Raw genomic sequence first — 15,640 nt, forward strand, 5'->3', positions numbered from 1 at the left:
ATGACGACAACGCCCGCCGTAGAGGCGCATTTCAGCCTGCCCAGCCGTGCCGCGTACCAGGCCGCGATCGAGCGCCTGCGCGACGCGTCCCGTACGTACTACGGCGAGAGCTACAGCGTCATGGACGACGCCACGTACGACCGGCTGCGGCTCTCCGTCACCGCCTGGGAGGCGGAGCACCCCGAGGACGTCGCGGCCGACTCGCCGGCGGGTCAGGTGGCCGACGGAGCGGCCCCCGAGGGCGACGTCGCGCACACCACGCGCCTGCTCAGTCTCGACAACGTCTTCGCCCCGGAGGGGCTCGTCGCCTGGGGCGCCTCGCTCCGACGGCGGCTCGGGCACGAGCCGTCGGGAGGGTTCACCGTCGAGCCGAAGATGGACGGAGCGGCCGTCGCCGCCCGCTACCGGGACGGGCGCCTCGTTCAGATCATCACCCGCGGCGACGGTTCCAAGGGCGAGGACGTCAGCCACGTCATCGGGACGATCGTGGGCCTGCCCGAGCGCCTCCCCGTGCCCGCCACCTTCGAGGCGCGCGGCGAAGTCCTCTTCACCCAGGAGCAGTTCGAGGCCGCGAACGAGATACGGACGGCGCACGGCGGGGACGTCTTCGCCAACCCCCGCAACGGCGCCGCCGGCACGCTGCGGGCGAAGGACCGCCCGTACCGGCTCCCGATGACCTTCTGGGCGTACGGCGCGGTCGAGCTGGACGGCGTGGCGTTCCTGCCCGCCGGCGCACGTCACGCCGAGACGCTGGCCGCGGTGGCGGCGGCGGGCGTGCGGACCACGGCGGACACACCGGCCGGGCTGCACGTCGTCGGCACCCTCGCCGAGGCACAGGAGAGGGTCGACGCGATCGCCGCGATGCGCGCGACGCTGCCGTTCGGCATCGACGGCGTCGTCATCAAGGCCGACAGCGCCGACGAGCAGGGGAGGGCGGGCTTCGGCAGCCGCTTCCCGTACTGGGCGATCGCCTACAAGCTTCCGGCCGTCGAGCGCCAGACCGTCCTGGAGGACGTGTTCTGGGAAGTGGGCCGTACGGGTGTGCTCGCCCCGACGGCGGTGCTCACGGCCGTGGAGCTCGACGGGTCGACCGTCACCCGCGCCACCCTGCACAACCCGGCCGACATCCTCCGGCGGGACCTCCACATCGGCGACACCGTGACCGTCCACAAGGCCGGCGACATCATCCCGCGCGTCCAGGCGGCCGTCGTCGAGCTCCGGCCGCGGGGAGCCGTGCCGGTGCCGCTGCCCGAGGCGTGCCCGAACTGCGGCGGCGAGGTCGACAGGAGCCAGGAGCGGTGGCGCTGCGCGCGGGGCACCGCCTGCGCCCTGGCGCCGCTGATCGAGTACGTCGCCGGGCGCGACATCCTCGACATCGACGGCCTCGGCAGGACGTACGTCGACGCCCTGGTCGCCGCCGGGGCCGTCACCGACGTCGCCGACCTGTTCACCCTCACCGAGGAGCAGCTCACCGCCGCCTCCGGCAGTGCCAAGCGGGGCGCGAAGCTTGCCGAGCAGCTCCGGCTGGCCAGGTCCCGCCCCCTCAGCCGCGTCTTCTGCGCCCTCGGAGTGCCGGGCACCGGCCGCAGCATGTCCCGGCGCATCGCCGCCCACTTCGGCACGATGGAGGCCATCCGCGCGGCCGACGCCACGGCCCTGCAGGAGGTCGAGGGCATAGGCCCGGAGAAGGCGCCGGTCATCGTGGAGCAGGTCGCCGTGCTCGCGCCGGTGATCGACAAGCTCATCGCGGCGGGCGTCACCATGACCGAGCCGCGCCAGGACGAGGCCGAGGACGCGGCGGAAGGCCCGTGGAGCGGGAAGACCGTCGTCGTGACGGGGAGGATGACCGGTCCGCTGGACGGCTGGGGGCGCTCCGAGATGGGCGCGCTCATCGAGAAGGCCGGAGGGCGCCTGGGCAGCGGCGTCAATTCCCGGACGACGTATCTGGTCGCGGCGCCGGCGGCTCACGGCAAGCCGAGCTCGAAGGCCGTCAAGGCGCTGGAGCTCGGCGTCGAGGTCCTCGCCCCGGCCGCCTTCGCCGCGCTCGTGGCGGCGTATCTGGACTGACCGGGCGTCCCGGGGACGGTGTCAGTCGCCGCCGCTCCTCGGGCGCGGGACGACGGTGCCCCGCGGGGAGGGCGGGCTGCCGAAGCGTACGGGGACGCCCGGGGAGTACAGCACGCTCACGGGCTCCCCGAGGGGGCGGCGGAGACCGGCGGCCGTGAGGAGGCTCTCGTCGCAGGCGAGGAGCCGGGCGCGGTGCAGCGGCCAGCGGGGGTGGTGGTTCGGAAGATAGAGGGGGCGCCCGCGGAAGGCGCTGTGCATGCCCCAGCGGGCGGTCAGGAAGTGTTCGAGCGCGGTGGGCTCCTCGACCCGCTCGCCGACGTCCACGCTGATCGCGCTGTGCGCCCCGCGCGGTCCTGGCCACCGCCGTCTGCTGGTGTACGTCAGGGTGGAGCCGTCGGTGCGCACGGTCATCTTCGACCAGACGTAGGGGATGCGGAACGCCCAGCGTCCGACGGTCACGGGGAGGAGCCGGGAGGCGTCGAGCGAGCGGAAGACGACGCCGCGCCGCCCGTGACCGTCCACGGAGTACAGGCGCACGTTGGTCTCCGGGAAGCTCCCGAGGTAGGGGATGCCGGGGAGGCGGAACCAGCCCACGCGGTGCATCCGGAAGGCCACGAGGCCGACGTACGTGACCCCGTCGAGGGTGTCGGGCACGGTGCCGGGCGGCAGGAGCGGGGCCACTTCGGCGGGGTCCACGGGCCAGTGCAGAAAGGCCAGGTCGAGCCAGGACTGGGTGAGCAGGGTGAGGTCCGGGCGGTGCGGCGGGTCGGCCGATATGGGTTCGGGTTCCACGGCGGGCGGCGTCGGCGGCATCGCAGCAGTATCCCGGACCGGGGGCGGTGCGGTCGGGGCCGGCGCGTCGGCACGCCGGTGCCGACCGCGTGCGGGGGCGCCGTTCGGGTCACCTCGGCCGTCGGTGGCTCGGTGGCTTCGCGGTCGGCGGCTTCGGCGGGTTCGACGGCTCAGGCTGGCTCGACGCCGCCGGCGACCCGGTCGCCCTCGGCGCCCGTGGTGGCTTCGGCGCCCGCGGCGGCTTCGGCGGCGATGCGGTCGAACTCTGCCCCCATCGCCTCGGCCAGCGCGTGCGCGGCGGAGAGCGGCCGGACCATGACCATGAAGTCGTCGATGAGTCCCTGCTCGTTCAGGTGGAGGAAGTCGCAGCCGGTGATGGCCCGGTCCCCGACTCGCGCCTCGAAGACGAGGGCGTGGTCGCGGCCGTCCTGGCCGCTGGTCTCCCGGACGTAGCGGAAGTCGGTGAAGACGCGGGAGACCCCGCGCAGGATGGCCGCGGTGATGGCCTTGCCGGGGTAGGGCTTGAACGCCACGGGGCTGGTGAAGACGACGTCGTCGGCGAGCAGCGCCTCGATCGCCGCGTGGTCGTTCGCCTCGACGGCCTGCCGGAAGGACTTCATGCTCGACTCCGCAACTAGTCAACAATATGAGTAGGTGGGAGGAGGGTAGCGACGGGGGCGGGCCCCGTCCAGGGCCCGCCCCCGTGACCGCGAGGGCGTCAGGTCAGCTTCTTGAGCAGCTCCGCGGCGAGCGGGGCGGAGGAGGACGGGTTCTGGCCGGTGACCAGGTTGCCGTCGACGACGACGTGCGGAGCCCAGGGCTCGCCGACCTGGACGTCCACGCCGGCCTCGACGAGCCGGGTCTCCAGCAGCCACTTCGCCCGGTCGGCGAGGCCGGCCTGGGTCTCCTCGGCGTTCGTGAAGGCGGCGACCTTGCGGCCGGCGAACACGTTCACGCCGTCGGCGTCCGTGGCGGCGAGGAGCGCGGCCGGCCCGTGGCAGACCACGCCCAGCGGCTTGCCCGACCGCAGGGTGTCGGCCAGCAGCCGGCCGGAGGTCGCGTTCACGGCGAGGTCCTCCATCGGGCCGTGGCCGCCGGGGTAGAAGACGGCGTCGTAATCGGCCGTACGGACGTCCTCCAGCTTGATCGGGTTCTTGATCTCGTCGATGGAGGCGAGCGTCGAGGCGACCCTGTCCGCGCCCTCCTGTCCACCGTTGAACTCGGGGGCGAGGCTGCCGGCGTCGACGGTCGGGACGACACCGCCCGGCGTGGCGACGACGACCTCGTGACCCGCGGCCCTGAAGGCCTCGTACGGGGCGACGGCCTCCTCGGCCCAGAAGCCGGTCGGGTGCTTGGTTCCGTCGGCCAGCGTCCAGTGGTCGGCGCCGGTGAGCACGAAAAGGATCTTCGACATGGGGAGCTCCAGAGGTGGCGGGCCCGGTGGGGCCCGGGGCGGGTGCGCACACGGACACTCTGCTCCGAGGGACGCTCCGCGGCGAGGTCGCCGGTGCGGCGACGACCTCGACACTAGGTGGATGATCCATAGGTTTCCAATGGGGAAGTCAATGCCTGCCATAGGGAACCCGATGTCTCCCCGGGGAATACGAGTGCCGTTCAGTTCCGCCGGGCGGGGAGCGCGGACCCGGCGATTCCGGCCAGGAGCGCGGCGAGCCGCCGGGGCATGGAGAGGAAGGGCGAATGGCCGCTCGGCAGCCGGTGGACAGTGCCGGCCCGCACGGCGAGCGCGTGCTGCCGAGAAGGTTCGAGCGCCCGGTCCTGCTCGCAGACGACGTAGGCGGAGGGCACGGTCCGCCAGCCGGCCGTGGTGACGGGCTCCGTGAAGGAACGGACGCTCTGCGGACGCAGCCGGGCCACGGCGCGCTCGGCGTCGGCCCGGGGAACGTCGCCGAAGAGTATCCGCCGGGCGTCCTCGTACGGCGGGGCATGGCCCGAGCCGTCGTCGGGTACGGGGGTCCCGAGGAACGTGACCATGCTCTCGCCCGCGTCCAGCTGGAAGGCGGCGACGTACACCGCCCCCACGACGTTCGCGGCATCCGCGACGGCCTGCGTGACGGGGACGCCGCCGTAGGAGTGGGCGACCACCACCACGGGCCCGTCGACGCGCCGCAACGCGTCCCGGACGGCCTCCGCGTCGTCCAGCATCCCCACAGGACGGGAGCGCTCGGCCGTCGCGGGTCCGGCGCTGGGCAGGTCGACGGTCCGGGACCGACAGCCGGCGGCGTCGAGTTCGGCGCGTACGGAATCCCAGCACCAGGCCCCGTGCCAGGCTCCGTGAACCAGCAGGAGCGTGGGGCGGTCGGTGTCGGCGTGCATGAGCGGTACCTCCGTCGATCGTGCGCGGCCCTGGCGGGTCCGCGGCCCTGGCGTGTCCGGGATGCTCAAGCCCCCGTTCCCTCAACGTCGTTCGCCGCGCCGCTGCACGGCTACCCTCGCTCTGGAGGATCCACAGGGGGGAGCGGGCGATGGGCGACGAGGTTCAGCTGATCAGTGACGGCGAGGGGCTGGCGGTCATCGGGACGCCGGCGGACGTGGAACGCTTCCTCGTCTCGGAGGGGCTGGCGTCCAAGGACCTCGGGCTGGGACGGCTCAGGTCCCTCCTCGGCGCCGGGGCCTCGGTCGCGCAGACGGGTGCGGAGGTCGCCGCCGAGTCCGGCCGCTGGGTGAAGCTGAGCCGGGAGTCGGCGCACCTCGTCAAGAAGTACGGGCTGCGGGAGAACGCGAAGACGGGTCTCGGCACAGGCGTACTGAAGGGACCCAAGGGGCAGATCAAGGGCTTCGTGGACATCGTCAAGGCGCCCAGGGCCCTGCTGACCAACCCGGCCATGCTCGCCGGTGCCGCGGGGATCATGGCCCAGCTCGCGATGCAGCAGGCCATGGACGAGATCACCGACTATCTCGCCGCGATCGACGAGAAGGTCGACGACGTGCGGCGTGCCCAGAAGGACGCCGTGGTGGCCCGCATGATCGGAGTGGGCTTCGTGGTGGAGGAAGCCATGCTGATCCGGGAGAACCGGGGGAGGGTCGACGAGGTCACGTGGTCGAAGGTGCAGACCGCGCCCACGACGCTCGCGGACACCCAGGCGTACGCACTGCTCCAACTCGACGCGATCGCGGAGAAGATGGAGCGCAAGACCCGGATCGGCGACCTCGCGACGGCGGCCAGGGAGGCCGAGCCGCTGGTGCGGGAGTGGCTCGCCGTGCTGGCCCGCTGTTTCCGTCTCCAGGACGCCGTCGCCGTGCTCGAACTCGACCGCGTGCTCGACGACTCCCCGGAGGAGCTGGACGGGCATCGCCTCGGGCTGAAGGCGGCCCGGAAGACCCGGCTCGACGTCATCGCGAGGAGCACCGCACGTCTGGTGGCCCGGATGAACGCGGCCGCCGGGACGGCCAACGCGAAGGTGCTGCTGCATCCGGCCAAGTCCCCGGCCGTGGTCCGGTCGAGCAACGACGTCGCCCTCGGCGTGCAGGAGTTCCACGAGCGGCTCGGCATCGAGTCCGGTGACACGTCGGCGCAGACGCGACGGTGGGCACAAGCGGCGGCGGCGGCTCGGGACAAGGCCCTGGAGACGGGTGCGAAGGGCGTCGGCGCCGCCAGGAACCTCGGCAACGAGACCCTCGACAGGGCCGGTTCGGTCACGAGCAAGCTCGCCGACGGAATCGCCGAGCGCGCCCGCCTCGGCCTGGAGGCGACGAAGAACCACACGACGAAGAACCACACGAGGAAGAACCGAACGAGCAAGGCGGAGTGAGCGCCGGGTGCCCCCGTACATTGACGGCGTGGACATACCGAATGCCTTCCGCTGGGTGCTCCTCGCCCTCGCAGTGCTCCAGCTCCTCTCCTTCGTCTCCGTATTGCGCCGGTTGCGTCAGTCCCCGCCCGAGCGGCGGCTCGACCACAGGCTCGACGTGCTCGACTCGGTCAGCGGGATCCTGCTCCTCGCCGGCCTCGGCCTCGCCAACATCCCCCTGGGGATCGTCGGCCTCGCCCTGATGGGCATCGCGCTGCTGCTGAAGGGGCTCCGGCTGCTCCGGTCACGCCGGGCGGCCTGACACCCGATCGCTCCGTCATTCCGTCGGCACCCGTTCATCCTCCGGACATCCGACGCGGGGTGACGGGTCGCATGGGTCACATATCCATAACGGGTCTGGTTCGAAGCGCGGTGGCCGGGGACGCGTGTGTGCCGGCCGCCGCCGCCCCCGAGAGGAACTCCCCGTGGATCGCAGGTCACTGCTCACCGTCGCGACAGGAGCGGTCGGCGCCGTCGCCGCCTCCCAGGTGCCGGTGGGCGCGGCGCCCCTGGCGCAGTCCGGTCCGCACGCCGCACCCGGCCGTCCGGTCACCACGTTCAACGTCATCAGCGACATCCAGGGGGATCTCCGGGACCTCGGGGTCGCCCTGGAGGACATGCGCCGGACCAACCCGGCGGGCTCGGGCCTCGCCGTCGCCGGCGACATCACCCCGCGCGGCTACGACGCCGAGTACGCGGCCGTCACCGCCGAACTCGCGCGTCACACCCGTACGAGCACGGTCGCCTGGGCCATCGGGAACCACGAGTTCTACGTCCCCAAGTGGCGCGACCCGTCGACGCTCGCGCAGGACACCTGGCCCAACGGCACCACCGAGGACTCGCTGTTCCGGAGCTTCTTCCACTTCGCCGGACGCAACACGGTGTACGCGGAGCACTCGTTCGGCGGCATTCCGGTGCTCAGCCTCGGCACCGAGAAGTACATGCACTTCCACGACCCGAAGCTCTGGGACGAGGTGTGGCTCAGCGAGGCCCAGTTCACCTGGCTGGAGGAGCGCCTCGCCCACTGGGCCCGGCGGCGCAAGCCCGTCATGGTGGTCACGCACCACCCGCTGCCCAACACCGTGTCCGGCAGCCACAACCGGCTGTATTCGCGCGACTACCTCCAGGCGGACCGGCTCCTCGCGATCCTCGGCCGGCACCGTGACGTCTTCCTCTTCTGCGGCCACACGCACTGGGACCTCGGGCTCTCGGACTGGTACGTGCGCAGGGTCGTCCCCGGCACCGCCAACCTGGACGGCTTCTCGGTGATCAACACGGGTGCGGTGCAGACGGGTTACACGGACGACGGCCAGGGCGGCGAGGTCTCCGTCCCCGGGACGTTCAACCAGGGGCTCCAGGTGGAGGTCCACCGGGACCGTGTCGTCGTCAAGGCCCGCGACTTCGCCGCCGGCAGCTGGCTGAAGCAGATCACCGTCCCGCTGTCGACGCGGATCTGACCGCCGCCCCACCGAGGTCCGGACTCCACGCGACGGGACGCGCGGGACCCTGCGTACGGTCCTCGCGCCGTCCCTCGCGCCGTCCCTCTCGCACGGGATTCGGCGCCGCTCCGGCGGCCGACTCCCGTGCGCCCTCGTACGGCCGTCAGGTACCCGCCTCGTCGGCCGTGTCGTGCAAGGTGATCGCCTGTACGGGGCAGGCGCGGGCCGCCTCCGCGACCAGGGTCCCGGTGCCGGCCTCGCGGCCCCGAACGACCGTCCCGAAGCCGTCGTCGTCCTGGGTGAAGAAGTCCGGGGACGTCAGGGCGCACTGCCCCGCGCCGATGCAGACGTCCCCGTCGATCGAGATGCGCACCGCTGCCTTCGCCATCCTCCGCACCGCTCCTCTCACCACGTGACGGGGAGTTCGAGCATCCCCTGGATCGTGTCGCCCGGCTTGAAGGGGATCTCGTCGGCGGGCACGGCGAGGCGCAGCCCCGGCAGCCGGCGCAGGAGCGTACCGAGCGCGATCTCCAGTTCCGCGCGGGCGAGGTTCTGCCCGAGGCACTGGTGGATGCCGAAACCGAAGGCCACGTGGTGGCGGGCGGACCGGTTCCAGTCCAGGCTGTCCGGATCGCTGTAGGTGGCGGCGTCCCGGTTGATGACCGAGGTCGAGAAGACGACGCCCTCGCCGGCGCGGATCACCGTCCCGTCGACATCGATGTCCTCGCGCGCGACCCGGAGCAGTCCGTCGGCGATCGACAGGAACCGCAGCAGCTCCTCGACGGCGGTGGGCACGAGCCCGGGATCCGCCCGCAGCTCGGCCAGCCGTTCCGGGTGCCGCAGCAGCGTGTACGTGCCGAGCGAGATCATGTTCGCCGTGGTCTCGTGGCCCGCGACCAGGAGGATCGTCGCGAGCTGGACCAGCTCCTGCCGCTCGGGACCGCCCTCTCCGGAGCCGCGTCCCACCAGGTCGTCGAGGACGCCGTCACCGGGCTTGCCGCGCTTCCGGTCGATCAGGTCGCCGAGGTAGTCCTCCAGCCGGGCCAGGGCGTCCTCGGTGTCCGCGCCCGTCGGACCGCGGAGCAGGCGGCGCGACTGCTCCTCGAAGAAGTCGTGGTCCGCGTACGGCACCCCGAGCAGGTCGCAGATGACGATCGACGGCACCGGCAGCGCGAACGCGCTCACCAGCTCGGCCGGCGGTCCCTGCGCCTCCATCGCGTCCAGGAGGCGGTCCACGGTCTCCTGGATGCGGGGCCGCAGGGTCTCGGCGCGCTTGAGGGTGAAGCTGGGGATCAGTTTCCGCCGCTGGGCGTTGTGCTCGGGGTCGTCCCAGCCGAGCAGTGCGGCGCGCCGGCGCCGGCGGAGCGAGGCCGCGCGCTCCGTCGGGAGCGGGAAGTCGGGGCGGGTGGAGTCGGTGGACAGGCGCTGGTCCGCCAGGAGGGTACGGGCGGTCGTGTGCCCGGTGACCAGCCACACCGGCCTCCCGTCCCACAGGGTGACCCGCGACAGCGGGCGCTCCTCCTCGGTCCGGGGGTAGGCGGTGGGCGGGTGGTAGGGGCAGGTCCGGTCCTGGGGGAACGCCACGGCTTTCGTCACGGGGGCCTCGCTTGGAACGCATCGGCGGCAGGGACTTGTGGTGCCTTCTCCACTACATGCCTCAGGCACCTATCTGGTCTACGCACAGTTCGGCCATTCCACCGGAACGGGCGATGCCCATCCGGCTGACGCGGCGGGGCGCCCGGCTCGCGCTCGGGTCAGGAGGGTGGCGACAGGGGGATGACCGCGGTCAGGACCGTCCCCTCGCCGGGAGCCGACTCGATGGTGAGGGCGCCGCCGAGCTGCCGGACCCGCGCGCGCATGGCGGGCAGGCCGTGGCCGCGGACACCGCCGGGCCGCTCGGCGGGGTCGAAGCCGCGGCCGTCGTCGGCGATGTCCAGGACGACCTGGTCGTCCAGATGACTGAGGGTCAGGGCCGCCGTGCCCGCGCCGGCGTGTTCGCGGACGTTCGCCAGCGCGCCCTGCGCGATCCGCAGCAACGCCGCCTGGACGCGGTCGGGCAGCGGGGCGGAGGGAGTGCCGTCCTGGTGGAACAGGACCCGGAGGGTGTCGGTGGACTCGCGCTCGGCGAGGCCGCGCAGCGCCTCGTCGAGGCGGGCGCCTCCGGCGAGGTCGGCGGGGGCCAGGTCGTGCACGAAGCGCCGGGCCTCGGCGAGGTTGTGCTCGGCGATGGACCCCGCCGTACGGATGTGGCGGCGGGCGGCGACCGGATCGGTGTCCCAGAGCCGGTCGGCGGCCTGGAGCAGCATCCGCTGGCTCGACAGGCCCTGGGCGAGCGTGTCGTGGATCTCCGTCGAGAGGCGCTGGCGCTCGGCGAGGGTGCCCTCGCGGCGCTCGGTCGTGGCCAGTTCGCGGCGGGTGCGGACCAGGTCGAGGATGACGGTCCGCAGCCGGTCGGCCTGGCGCTGGGAGTGGATGAAGACGGCGGTGGCGACGGCGGCGACGGCGGGCGGCGCGAACAGCAGGTTCGGGTCGAAGCCGAACCGCAGTCGCAGCTTCACCTGGGCGCCCACGACGATGGCGGTGAGCAGCGCGACGAGGATGATCGCGGACCGGGTGCGCAGCGAGCGCAGGCCCGTGTAGAAGAGCGGCACCGCGCACCACTCGAAGCTCGGCGCGAGGCCCACGAGGGCCAGCCAAGTCGCGACGACGGCCGCGAGCCAGAGCCCGTGGCCCGTGGTGGGCCCGGCGGGGCGCCCGTAGGCCTCGCGGGGGCCGAGGACCGGCCCGAGCACGTACAGCAGGGCCAGGAGGATCGCGAGGACGAGCACCCAGGGGGTGCCGGGGGCGCCGGGGTGGACGATCAGATACCGGGTCAGTGACGAGCACAGCAGGACGAAGAACGCCACGTGCATCACGGTGGCGAGCCGGCCGGCGTCCGGGTCGGCGGCCTCCGGGCCGGCCGCGCCCGTGTCGATCGGCGACCGCTCGTCCATCCGCACCGCGTGCTCCTCGTCGCCGACCGCTCCCACGAGCCCAGATTATCCGGACGGATCAATTCCGCATCAGTCGGCCGAGTGCCCCGTCGACGGCCCGGTGACGGTCCGTCGGTAGCCTGCGGTGCATGATGCGCGCCTGGATCCTGCCGATGCTGCTCTTCCTCACCGGCTCACTCGTCGCCGCGGGGCTCGTCGCCAAGGGCGATCCCGGCGAAGGCGCGCTGCTCCTCGTGCTGTTCGCGCTCATCGCGGGAGTGAACTCGCCGCTGGTCTTCCCGAGGTCGATCGGCGCGGAGGAGGCCCGGCGCCGCAGCGAGGCCGACGGGCGGCCCGTCGTCTACTGGCGGCCGGGATGCCAGTTCTGCCTCCGGCTGAGGTTCCGGCTGGGCCGCCGCGCCCGCGGGGCGTACTGGGTGAACATCTGGCGCGACCCGGACGGGGCGGCGGTCGTGCGAGCCGCGAACGACGGCGACGAGACGGTGCCCACCGTGGTCGTGGAGGGCAGGCCGTTCACCAACCCCGACCCGGCGTGGGTGCGTGAGAAGCTCCCGCCCGCCGCGTGACCGTCAGCCGGTACCGCGCTCCGTCCACGGGCGGAGCTTCTCCGGGTTGCGGACGGCCCAGATGCGGGCGACCCGCTCCCCGGCCAGTTCGAACGCCGCCACGGTCACGGTGACACCGGCGTTCTGGGCGACCAGTCCCGGCATCCCGTTGACCGTCCGTTCCAGCAGGGTCAGCCCGGGCGCCTTGTCGGCGATGTGGACGAGGTACTGGGCGATCAGCGCGCTGCCCTCCACCGGGCGGAGCACGGCGCCGACCAGCCCGCCGCCGTCGGCCGCCATCGTCGCGCCGGGGTCGAGCAGATCGACCAGGGCCTTGATGTTCCTGGCCTCCCAGGCCTCCTTGAAGTCCCGTACCAGGGCGGCCTGCCGGGCCGCCGGGACGGCCGGGGTCCGCGCGGCGCGGACCCGCCGACGGGCCGAGGAGGCCAACTGCCGGCAGGCCGCGGGGGAGCGGCCGACGATGTCGGCCACCTCGGCGAAGGGGTACCCGAAGACGTCGTGCAGGATGAACGCCACGCGCTCCGCCGGGGTCATCGACTCCAGTACCACGAGGAACGCCATGTTCACCGACTCGTCCAGGGTGATCCGGTCGGCCGGGTCGGCGGGCTCGGACCGGTCGCCGCCCGCCCGGACGCTCGACCACTCCGCACGGTCGGGCAGCGGCTCCGGGATCCACGTACCGACGTAGCGCTCGCGCCGGACACGCGCCGAGCCGAGCATGTCCAGGCAGACCCGCCCGGCCACCGTCGTCAGCCAGGCCCCGGGGGAGTCGACGGCCCCGCGCCGCTCCGGCGACATCGCGTACCAGCGGGCGTACGTCTCCTGCACCGCGTCCTCGGCCTCGGCGACCGAACCGAGCAGCCGGTAGCCGAGGTTGATCAGCCGGCGCCGCTCTCCGACGACCACGGCCAGGTCCGGATCGGACCGGTCGTGCCCCGGTGCGGTGGGGATGCTCATGATCGCGGCTGCTCCCAGTCTTCCGGCCCCGCCTCACATTTCACGGGCCTGCGTCGTCGTACGGACGAGACACTACCGAGCCACCGCCGCGAGGCAGAAGAAGAGGATCACGTCATGGCCACCACCGCACAGACCACGGCAGTTCAGGGCAGCGGCGTCCGCACCTTCCTCCAGGTCTCGATAGCCCTGCAGACCGTCACGCTCTTCTTCCAGGCCTCCACCGCCGGGCTGCTGCTCTCCTCGTCGCACGGCGAGCTGCTGCACGGCGTCGGGGCACGCGTGATGTACGGCGCGACCATGCTCTACGTGCTCGCGGCGGTCCTCGCCTGGAAGCCCGGCGGCGGCTCGCCGAGGCCCATCCTCTACTCGACCGGCTTCCTCGTCCTCGCCTCGGCCCAGGTGGTGCTGGGGATCGCGCACGAGGCGTCCCTCCATGTCCCCCTGGGAGTGCTGATGTTCGGCCTCAGCGTCCTGGCCCTCGGCCGGAACCTCACCGGGCGCCGCCAGGGCGGCCCGGGCACCCGGCGGCGGTAGTCACCGGAGGGCGTCCTTCCCGGTGTCGGCGCGCCCCCGGAGCCGATCTACTGTGGTGCGCATGTCTGTTCCCGTCCGTGCCCTCGCCCACCGGCCGTTGACTCCCGCGGCCGTAGCCGAACTCGTGGCGCTGCCGGCCGTGCCGCCCGTCCCGGACGACGACGGTGACGCCGTCGACGCCGAGACCGACCTCCGGGGGTGGGTCCGGGAGGAGTCGTTGGTCTGCGAGTCGTACCGGACCGGGCACGGCCACGTGCTCTGCACGGACGTCGGCAGCCCCTTCGGATGCCAGGAGGCCCGGACCTTCCTGGTCTTCGGGGAGCTGTACCCCGTCGACCCGCACGACGAGGACATGGCCAACGGCTCCTGGCTGCACGGGCTCATGGACCGGTGGAGCGAGCAGCCCGGCTGGACCGGCAGCCGCCCGAGCACCGCCGAGGCGTGCGAGGCGGTCCTCACGGAGGCCGCGCGGGTGGTGACCGAGCACCTCGGCACATCGCCCGAACGCACGGCGCCGGCTGCCGACAGCCTGGTCACGGGGCCCGCGCTCACCCACCGCGTCTGGCGGACCGCCACCCACGCCCTGGTCCTGGGGCCCGCGCCCGACAACGGCCCGTACGGCTACCTCACCCACCTCCAGCTGTCCTGCAGCCCGCTCGACTGCGCGCCCGAACTCCCGCCCGTCGAGGACGAGGACGGCCTGGCCGAGTGGATCGCGGCGCACATCGACTGGTGACCCCCGGTGCCCCGGTCAGCCGCCGGACGTCGCCGTGCGGGCGATGCGTTCGAGGGTGGTGCGCATCCCGGCCCGGTTGAGCGCGATCCGGCGGGCCGGGTTCGTCCCGGCGAAGACCGTGCCCAGCGCGTCGGCCGCCCGGGCGCGGTACCCGTCGGTGCGCAGGTCCTGCCAGAACTCGGTGAGCCGGGTCCCCGAGCCCTCGGGCTCGAAACGGTAGCCCCAGCGCGCGATCGGCAGCCCGAAGACGCTGATGTCGAAGACGAACTCGCTGTCCGGGGTCATCCGGCTGATCCGCCCGAGGGTCGGCCAGAGGAACGGTCCGCGGCGGTTGAACCCGACGAACCGGGTGCCGGTGCGCGCCGGAGGGCGCAGCACCCACACGCGGCGGCACTCCGGGCTCCAGCGGCCCATGTTCCGCAGGTCCGAGACCAGCCGGTACACGCGCTCCGGCGGCGCGTCGACGACCGTGCTCTCCTCAAGGCTCCACTGACGGTCCATGGCCCGCTCCCCTCGCACCGTGGGGGACTGCCCCACTCTCGCTACTCGCCGGTACGTTAGCGGGCGGGGGAGCGGCCTGTCCCGTGCCCGGTCAGTTCTCGACGTCCTCCGGGTACCAGCGCAGCTCGACCGTGTTGCCGTCGGGGTCCTTCACGTAGACCGACTGGGCCGAGCCGCGCGCGCCCCAGCGGGGGACCGGGCCCTCCAGGACCTCGAACGTGCCGGAGTCGATGACCTCCTGCCAGTCCAGGGGGTCCACGACCAGGCAGATGTGGTCGACGTTGGACTCGCCCCGGGGCCGGGAGAACAGGTCGATGACGGTGGTCTCGTTGATCCGCACCGACGGGAACGACACCTTGCCGGCCCGCCACTCCTCGACCCGCTCCGGAGCGAGGCCCAGGGCCCCGGTGTAGAAGTCGAGGGCTTTGTCGACGTCGGTCACGTTGAGCACGAGGTGGTCGAAGGCTTTGACGCGCATGAGGGGATCAGTACCTCTCCGGAAGGGTGTCTCGTCCTGATGATCATGGTCACCGGAGAGGCCGCGATCAAGGGCTCGGGCCGTCCACGATCCGGACCGATTGCCTCCGGGCCCGGGCCGCGGCCGTCCCACCGCCGTCAGACGTGGAGCTCGGGAGGGAAGCCGGTCCAGCGCAGCTCCCCGGGGAGGTGCCCGGTGTCGTTGAGGAAGAGCACGGCCGGGGCGCGCTCCTCCGTGTAGCGGATGACGGTCAGCGCGGCGTTGGCGTGGTTGATGCCCATCCACCGCGCCCGCGGGGCTTCGAGCGCCTCCCGGACGAGCCAGGCCAGCAGGAAGTTGTGCGTGACGACGAGCTCGTGGACCGGCTGGTCGCCCTCGACGGGGCCCGTGAACCGGGCCAGGGCCTCGGCGGCGAGGCCCGGGCCCTGCTCGCGCTCCTCCGGCGGGAACTGGGCCAGGAACCCGAGCATCGCGTCGGCGGACCGCTCGGGCAGCTCCTCGCGCCGCGGCACGTACGGGACGTAGTCGCCGGCCGGCGCCGACATCCGCAGGGGAACCCCGTCGAGCTGCTCCGCGACCAGCCGGGCGGTCTGCGCCGCGCGGGGCAGCGGACCGTGGTGGATCGCCGTCAGCGGGGCCTTCCGGAGCCGCTCGCCGAGCAGGACGGCCTGGCGGCGTCCCCGCTCGCTCAGCGCGGTCTCGTCCTCGGTCGCCTCACCGTGGCGCGCCAGGTACAGATAGCGGGCGGCCGTCCTCGTCATGCGCGAC

At 73.0% G+C, this 15,640-nt stretch carries 18 protein-coding genes; 7 read left to right on the forward strand and 11 right to left on the reverse strand.

Features of this window, described 5'->3' with window-relative positions:
- On the forward strand, window positions 1-2,067 hold the full coding sequence (gene ligA / locus ABTY59_RS15000) for an NAD-dependent DNA ligase LigA (protein WP_352019351.1): 2,067 nt from the start codon (window positions 1-3) through the stop codon (window positions 2,065-2,067).
- A gap of 21 nt (window positions 2,068-2,088) precedes the next feature.
- Here the strand turns inward: ligA and ABTY59_RS15005 are convergent, their stop codons facing one another.
- The 4 genes from ABTY59_RS15005 to ABTY59_RS15020 all read right to left on the reverse strand — a co-directional run bounded on the left by ABTY59_RS15005 (window position 2,089) and on the right by ABTY59_RS15020 (window position 5,193).
- Window positions 2,089-2,880, reverse strand: coding sequence for a YqjF family protein (locus ABTY59_RS15005; RefSeq protein WP_352019352.1), 792 nt, complete (start codon window positions 2,878-2,880; stop codon window positions 2,089-2,091).
- A 149-nt stretch (window positions 2,881-3,029) separates the two neighbouring features.
- Entirely contained in the window at window positions 3,030-3,479 is a 450-nt protein-coding gene (locus ABTY59_RS15010) for a nuclear transport factor 2 family protein (RefSeq protein ID WP_352019353.1), read from the reverse strand.
- A gap of 98 nt (window positions 3,480-3,577) precedes the next feature.
- Window positions 3,578-4,273: a type 1 glutamine amidotransferase domain-containing protein gene (locus tag ABTY59_RS15015; RefSeq protein WP_352019354.1), complete on the reverse strand. Its 696-nt coding sequence runs from the start codon at window positions 4,271-4,273 to the stop codon at window positions 3,578-3,580.
- Between the two features lie 200 nt (window positions 4,274-4,473).
- On the reverse strand, window positions 4,474-5,193 hold the full coding sequence (locus tag ABTY59_RS15020) for an alpha/beta fold hydrolase (protein WP_352019355.1): 720 nt from the start codon (window positions 5,191-5,193) through the stop codon (window positions 4,474-4,476).
- Between the two features lie 149 nt (window positions 5,194-5,342).
- Here ABTY59_RS15020 and ABTY59_RS15025 point away from each other — a divergent pair, with 149 nt between their 5' ends.
- The 3 genes from ABTY59_RS15025 (at window position 5,343) to ABTY59_RS15035 (ending at window position 8,125) form a co-directional block, all read left to right on the forward strand.
- The gene (locus ABTY59_RS15025) at window positions 5,343-6,629 is read left to right on the forward strand and encodes a hypothetical protein (RefSeq protein ID WP_352019356.1); all 1,287 of its coding nucleotides are present in this window, start codon (window positions 5,343-5,345) and stop codon (window positions 6,627-6,629) included.
- Between the two features lie 28 nt (window positions 6,630-6,657).
- Window positions 6,658-6,930: a hypothetical protein gene (locus ABTY59_RS15030; protein ID WP_352019357.1), complete on the forward strand. Its 273-nt coding sequence runs from the start codon at window positions 6,658-6,660 to the stop codon at window positions 6,928-6,930.
- A gap of 163 nt (window positions 6,931-7,093) precedes the next feature.
- The gene (locus ABTY59_RS15035) at window positions 7,094-8,125 is read left to right on the forward strand and encodes a metallophosphoesterase family protein (RefSeq protein ID WP_352019358.1); all 1,032 of its coding nucleotides are present in this window, start codon (window positions 7,094-7,096) and stop codon (window positions 8,123-8,125) included.
- 145 nt (window positions 8,126-8,270) lie between these two features.
- On the opposite strand, the gene ABTY59_RS15040 is transcribed toward ABTY59_RS15035, so the two are convergent.
- The 3 genes from ABTY59_RS15040 to ABTY59_RS15050 form a co-directional block, all read right to left on the reverse strand.
- A complete protein-coding gene (locus tag ABTY59_RS15040; RefSeq protein WP_352019596.1) occupies window positions 8,271-8,480 on the reverse strand; it encodes a ferredoxin in 210 nt (69 codons plus the stop codon).
- Between the two features lie 32 nt (window positions 8,481-8,512).
- On the reverse strand, window positions 8,513-9,703 hold the full coding sequence (locus ABTY59_RS15045; protein ID WP_352019359.1) for a cytochrome P450: 1,191 nt from the start codon (window positions 9,701-9,703) through the stop codon (window positions 8,513-8,515).
- Between the two features lie 158 nt (window positions 9,704-9,861).
- Window positions 9,862-11,100, reverse strand: coding sequence for a sensor histidine kinase (locus ABTY59_RS15050; protein WP_352019597.1), 1,239 nt, complete (start codon window positions 11,098-11,100; stop codon window positions 9,862-9,864).
- Window positions 11,101-11,228: 128 nt separating this feature from the next.
- Here ABTY59_RS15050 and ABTY59_RS15055 point away from each other — a divergent pair, with 128 nt between their 5' ends.
- A complete protein-coding gene (locus ABTY59_RS15055; protein WP_352019360.1) occupies window positions 11,229-11,666 on the forward strand; it encodes a glutaredoxin domain-containing protein in 438 nt (145 codons plus the stop codon).
- 3 nt (window positions 11,667-11,669) lie between these two features.
- On the opposite strand, the gene sigJ is transcribed toward ABTY59_RS15055, so the two are convergent.
- Window positions 11,670-12,623 carry an RNA polymerase sigma factor SigJ gene (gene sigJ / locus ABTY59_RS15060; RefSeq protein ID WP_352019361.1) on the reverse strand — a complete coding sequence of 318 codons (954 nt, stop codon included), beginning with the start codon at window positions 12,621-12,623 and terminating at the stop codon, window positions 11,670-11,672.
- Between the two features lie 114 nt (window positions 12,624-12,737).
- Between sigJ and ABTY59_RS15065 the strand changes: the two genes are divergently transcribed.
- Both ABTY59_RS15065 and ABTY59_RS15070 read left to right on the forward strand, forming a co-directional pair.
- A complete protein-coding gene (locus ABTY59_RS15065; protein ID WP_352019362.1) occupies window positions 12,738-13,157 on the forward strand; it encodes a hypothetical protein in 420 nt (139 codons plus the stop codon).
- Between the two features lie 61 nt (window positions 13,158-13,218).
- A complete protein-coding gene (locus ABTY59_RS15070; RefSeq protein ID WP_352019363.1) occupies window positions 13,219-13,893 on the forward strand; it encodes a hypothetical protein in 675 nt (224 codons plus the stop codon).
- Between the two features lie 15 nt (window positions 13,894-13,908).
- Here the strand turns inward: ABTY59_RS15070 and ABTY59_RS15075 are convergent, their stop codons facing one another.
- The 3 genes from ABTY59_RS15075 to ABTY59_RS15085 all read right to left on the reverse strand — a co-directional run bounded on the left by ABTY59_RS15075 (window position 13,909) and on the right by ABTY59_RS15085 (window position 15,633).
- A complete protein-coding gene (locus tag ABTY59_RS15075) occupies window positions 13,909-14,394 on the reverse strand; it encodes an SRPBCC family protein (protein ID WP_352019364.1) in 486 nt (161 codons plus the stop codon).
- A 91-nt stretch (window positions 14,395-14,485) separates the two neighbouring features.
- Complete coding sequence (locus ABTY59_RS15080) at window positions 14,486-14,872, reverse strand: VOC family protein (RefSeq protein ID WP_352019365.1); 387 nt, start codon at window positions 14,870-14,872, stop codon at window positions 14,486-14,488.
- Between the two features lie 137 nt (window positions 14,873-15,009).
- Window positions 15,010-15,633, reverse strand: coding sequence for a histidine phosphatase family protein (locus ABTY59_RS15085; protein WP_352019366.1), 624 nt, complete (start codon window positions 15,631-15,633; stop codon window positions 15,010-15,012).
- Window positions 15,634-15,640: the final 7 nt, after the last annotated feature.

It is taken from the genome of Streptomyces sp. NPDC096079, assembly GCF_040303145.1.
GTDB lineage: Bacteria > Actinomycetota > Actinomycetes > Streptomycetales > Streptomycetaceae > Streptomyces.

Coding starts and splice junctions, on each gene's coding strand:
- ligA (WP_352019351.1), top strand. CDS start 1: ATGACGACAACGCCCGCCGTAGAGGCGCATTTCAGCCTGCCCAGCCGT.
- ABTY59_RS15005 (WP_352019352.1), bottom strand. CDS start 2,880: ATGCCGCCGACGCCGCCCGCCGTGGAACCCGAACCCATATCGGCCGAC.
- ABTY59_RS15010 (WP_352019353.1), bottom strand. CDS start 3,479: ATGAAGTCCTTCCGGCAGGCCGTCGAGGCGAACGACCACGCGGCGATC.
- ABTY59_RS15015 (WP_352019354.1), bottom strand. CDS start 4,273: ATGTCGAAGATCCTTTTCGTGCTCACCGGCGCCGACCACTGGACGCTG.
- ABTY59_RS15020 (WP_352019355.1), bottom strand. CDS start 5,193: ATGCACGCCGACACCGACCGCCCCACGCTCCTGCTGGTTCACGGAGCC.
- ABTY59_RS15025 (WP_352019356.1), top strand. CDS start 5,343: ATGGGCGACGAGGTTCAGCTGATCAGTGACGGCGAGGGGCTGGCGGTC.
- ABTY59_RS15050 (WP_352019597.1), bottom strand. CDS start 11,100: ATGGACGAGCGGTCGCCGATCGACACGGGCGCGGCCGGCCCGGAGGCC.
- ABTY59_RS15055 (WP_352019360.1), top strand. CDS start 11,229: ATGATGCGCGCCTGGATCCTGCCGATGCTGCTCTTCCTCACCGGCTCA.
- sigJ (WP_352019361.1), bottom strand. CDS start 12,623: ATGAGCATCCCCACCGCACCGGGGCACGACCGGTCCGATCCGGACCTG.
- ABTY59_RS15065 (WP_352019362.1), top strand. CDS start 12,738: ATGGCCACCACCGCACAGACCACGGCAGTTCAGGGCAGCGGCGTCCGC.
- ABTY59_RS15070 (WP_352019363.1), top strand. CDS start 13,219: ATGTCTGTTCCCGTCCGTGCCCTCGCCCACCGGCCGTTGACTCCCGCG.
- ABTY59_RS15075 (WP_352019364.1), bottom strand. CDS start 14,394: ATGGACCGTCAGTGGAGCCTTGAGGAGAGCACGGTCGTCGACGCGCCG.
- ABTY59_RS15080 (WP_352019365.1), bottom strand. CDS start 14,872: ATGCGCGTCAAAGCCTTCGACCACCTCGTGCTCAACGTGACCGACGTC.
- ABTY59_RS15085 (WP_352019366.1), bottom strand. CDS start 15,633: ATGACGAGGACGGCCGCCCGCTATCTGTACCTGGCGCGCCACGGTGAG.